Source organism: Dietzia sp. DQ11-44, assembly GCF_014145205.1.
GTDB classification, from domain to species: domain Bacteria; phylum Actinomycetota; class Actinomycetes; order Mycobacteriales; family Mycobacteriaceae; genus Dietzia; species Dietzia natronolimnaea.
This window is the reverse complement of record NZ_JAALEC010000559.1, coordinates 1-3948: the sequence shown is the minus strand read 5'-3', so window position 1 is coordinate 3948 and position 3948 is coordinate 1. Positions and strand designations below refer to the sequence as shown.

Here is a 3948-nt window from a genome sequence, read left to right as displayed (position 1 = left end):
GATCGCATCACGCGACCCGGGGGCTCTCGTCATACCACCCCACCTTGACCGGCCACCGCGCCCCACACCCGCCCCGCAAGGCCGGAGTCACGTAGTCCCTCCACGGAGACCACCGCACCCCGGCTGTCGGTGAGCGGGACACGCCAGTTGGGGTACTCCTCGGACGTCCCCGGCATGTTGACCGGCCGGCGATCTCCAGCCAGGTCGGCGACGGACACGGCGTACAGGAGAGAGGGCGCCGCGGACAGGAAGGCGTGGAGCGCCACCACCAGGTCTTCCGGGCTGTCGCCCTCGAGGAGACCGCGCTGCCTGACCGCCTCGGTGTAGGAACGGATCTCGGCCGCGGCATCGAGGCGCTCCTGCTCCGCATCGCCCGTCAGCTGGCCCAGCTCCTCGCGGACGTCGACGTGGACGAGATCGACATAACCTGCAGTCGGGGGGAGGTCGTGGGTCGTCACCGAGGTCATGCACAGTCGCCGGTAGTCCTCCGGAGGCGTCGGCCGGCCATCCTCCTGCTCGAACCACATCACCGAGGTTCCCATGACTCCTCGCTCGGACAGTTCCTCCCGAACCCCCGGTGCGACGGTCCCCAGGTCTTCTCCCACGACCACGGCTCCGGCACGTGACGCCTCCAGAGCGAGGACCCCGATCATCGCCTCGTGGTCGTAGCGCACATAGGTTCCCTCGGTGGGCGCGAGTCCCGACGGTATCCACCAGAGTCGGAAGAGCCCGAGGATGTGGTCGATCCGGATCCCTCCCGAGTCCCGCAGCGCGGCGCGCACGATGTCCCGGAACGGTCGGTAGCCATCCTCGGCGAGCGCGTCCGGTCGCAGCGGGGGTTGAGACCAGTCCTGGCCCAGCTGGTTGTAGGCGTCCGGCGGCGCGCCCACGGTGACCCCGCGTGCCAGTGAGCGGTGGAGGGCCCAGGCGTCGGCGCCGGTGGGATGAACCCCGACGGCGAGGTCGTGCAGGATGCCCAGGCGCATCCCCGCCGACAGGGCCGCACTCTGCGCCCCTGCACGCTGTTGAGCGACCTGCCACTGCAGCCACTGGTGGAAACGGACCTCCTCCGCGTGGTCGTGCGCGTAGCGCGCCACCGCGTCGGAGTCCGGATCCCGGAGATCCTCGGGCCACCGCGACCAGTCCGGGCCCGCCTCGGCCGCCAGCGCGCACCACGTGGCGAAGCGATGGAGACCGGGTTCCTGTTCGACGACGAAGGCGTCGAACTCCCGTGCCCGATCATCCGACAGGGGAGCCGAGAACACCATCCGCAGGGCATCGAGCTTGGCACTCCAGGAGGAGTCGCGGTCGATGGTGTCCCGGGAGTTGTGCGGGTGCTGTGACCGTGCGAGATCATCGATCCTCCGCCTGTCCTCATCCGGCAGGGCGGTGTACTCCGGAATCTGCTCGGGACGGAGATACAGAGGCGAGGCGAACCTACGCGTGGTGGGTAGGTACGGGGACGGCTCCACCGGCGGGAACGGCTCCCCGGCGTGCATCGGGTTGACCAGGACGAAGTCGGCTCCGAGGTCCCGGCCCGCCCAGCCGGCGAGGTCGGCCAGATCGGCCAGGTCCCCGACCCCCCACGATTGCTCGGACCGGACCTGGTAGATCTGCGCGGCCAGACCGGCCGCGCGGCGTCGCGTGAGGTCCGCGGGAACCGGTATCGATTGCGGGGCCACCAGCAGGGTGGACTCGACCGTCCGGGATCCGGGAGCTGACGGTTCGGAGACCACGGCGACGAGCCGATGCCATCCGAGGGGGAGGGAGGCGGGGAGGTCGAGTTCGACGCGGTCAACGAGCACGCCGTCGACCTCCATCGACTCGGCAGGGGTGTCGGGGAGCTCCACATCGAGCGGTGCGGCCGAGTCCTCGAGATGGGCCGACAGCGTCACCGTGGCACCGCGTGGGGCATGAACCGCGCACCTGGCGCTCGCCCCCCGCCTCGCCACTATCGTCGGTGGGAGCACCCGCCGCCACGGCCGCAGACGATTCTCCTCGAGGGCCTCACGGGCCGTGGTGCCGCTCTCGTCGTCGTCATCGCCGGCCCGGACGCCCATCGCGGCCAGAACCGCGCGCAGGGTCCGGGCGGTGATGTCCTGTCGGACTCCGCGCGCATCGGTGTAGCTCGTGGCGACCCCACACCTCTCGGCGAGCTCGACCAGGGCGGGGGGTACGGCGTCGGTCACGGTCACGGGGGTCCTCGCGTCGGGTCGGGCGGCGCCCCTGCCGGGACGCCGCGGACAGTCACGGTCCACTGTGCCATCGGAGCGCGCGGGGTGCGGGTCGACAAAAACGGACCGCACTCCGCGCGCGGTGGGTGGACAACGTAACCTGAGTTCGAACACGTATCAGTTCCGCCCAGAGAAAGGCCGTGGACAACCCATGACCGAGGCATTCATCTACGACGCCATCCGGACTCCGCGAGGCAAGGGCAAGCCTGGCGGCGCTCTGCACGGGGTCAAGCCGATCGACCTGGTCGTCGGTCTCATCGAAGAAATGCGGCGTCGGTTCCCCGACCTCGACGAGAACCGGATCTCGGACATCATCTACGGAATCGTCACCCCCCTGGGTGACCAGGGCATGGATCTGCCGCGCATCGCCGCGCTGGCCGCCAAGATGCCCGACACCGTGGCCGGCGTGCAGATCAACCGCTTCTGCGCATCCGGCCTGACCACGATCAACATGGCCGCCCAGAAGATCCGCTCCGGATGGGACGAGGTCGTCCTCGCCGGCGGCGTCGAGTCCATGTCGCGTGTCCCGATGGGCACCGACGGCGGGGCCTGGGCCCTGGACCCGGCCACCAACTACGACACGTACTTCTCCCCGCAGGGGATCGGTGCCGACCTCATCGCCACCCTCGAGGGCTTCACCCGCGAGGACGTGGACCGCTACGCCGAGCGCTCGCAGCGGCTCGCCGCCCAGGCGTGGGAGGAGGGCCGGTTCGCCAAGTCGGTCGTCCCGGTCAAGGACATCAACGGCGTCACCATTCTCGACCACGACGAGCACATGCGTCCGGGCACCACCGTCGAGAAGCTGGCCGGCCTCACGCCGTCGTTCGCCATGGTCGGCGACATGGGTGGCTTCGACGCCGTCGCGCTGCAGAAGTACCACTGGGTCGAGGAGATCAACCACGTCCACCACGGTGGCAACTCGTCCGGCATCGTCGACGGCGCCGCGCTCGTGGTGGTCGGTTCGGAGAAGGCCGGCAAGGAGATGAACATGACGCCGCGCGCCCGTGTCGTGGCCGCGGCCACCTCCGGCGCCGACACCACCATCATGCTCACCGGCCCGACCCCGGCAGCGAAGAAGGCTCTCGAGATCGCCGGCCTCACCTCTGACGACATCGATCTCTGGGAGCTCAACGAGGCCTTCGCCTCCGTCGTCCTGCGGTTCCAGAAGGACATGAACATCCCCGACGAGAAGCTCAACGTCAACGGCGGAGCGATCGCCATGGGCCACCCCCTCGGTGCGACCGGCGCCATGATCACCGGCACCGTGCTCGACGAGCTCGAGCGGACCGGCGGCAAGCGCGCCCTCATCACGCTCTGCGTGGGCGGCGGCATGGGAGTCGCCACCATCATCGAGCGCGTCTGATCCGCACCACCGACACCACAGCCTTGAGGAGTAGAGAACCAGTGAGCGAAAACATGTTCCGGTGGGAGCAGGACGGCGACGGCATCGTCACCCTCACCATGGATGACCCCGACCACGGCGCGAACACCATGAACGCCCGTTTCATCGACGACTTCTCGGAGACCGTCGGCCGCATCGAGGCCGAGAAGGACTCCATCAAGGGCGTCGTCCTGACCTCCGCCAAGAAGAGCTTCTTCGGTGGCGGCGACCTCAAGTCCATGATCACGGCGGGCCCCGAGGACGCCGAGCAGCTGTTCGAGCGGTCCATGGAGATCAAGGGCCGGATGCGCGCCCTCGAGACCCTCGGGGTCC

3 protein-coding genes are annotated in these 3948 nt (G+C 69.3%); 2 read left to right on the top strand and 1 reads right to left on the bottom strand.

All coding sequences use genetic code 11. The features are described from left to right. Positions 1–29: 29 nt before the first annotated feature. Complete coding sequence (gene malQ, locus G6018_RS13405) at positions 30–2189, bottom strand: 4-alpha-glucanotransferase (protein WP_182639874.1); 2160 nt, start codon at positions 2187–2189, stop codon at positions 30–32. Positions 2190–2385: 196 nt separating this feature from the next. Between malQ and G6018_RS13400 the strand changes: the two genes are divergently transcribed. Together G6018_RS13400 and G6018_RS13395 are read left to right on the top strand one after the other, a co-directional pair. Beyond that, positions 2386–3597 (top strand): acetyl-CoA C-acetyltransferase, encoded by a 1212-nt coding sequence (locus tag G6018_RS13400; protein WP_179524636.1) that lies wholly within the window; start codon positions 2386–2388, stop codon positions 3595–3597. A 41-nt stretch (positions 3598–3638) separates the two neighbouring features. Continuing rightward, positions 3639–3948: enoyl-CoA hydratase-related protein (locus G6018_RS13395; protein ID WP_347237864.1), on the top strand; the 310-nt coding region annotated here is incomplete at its 3' end.

Excerpts from the sequence above, each read along its gene's own strand:
- G6018_RS13400 (WP_179524636.1), top strand. The coding sequence starts at position 2,386 with ATGACCGAGGCATTCATCTACGACGCCATCCGGACTCCGCGAGGCAAG.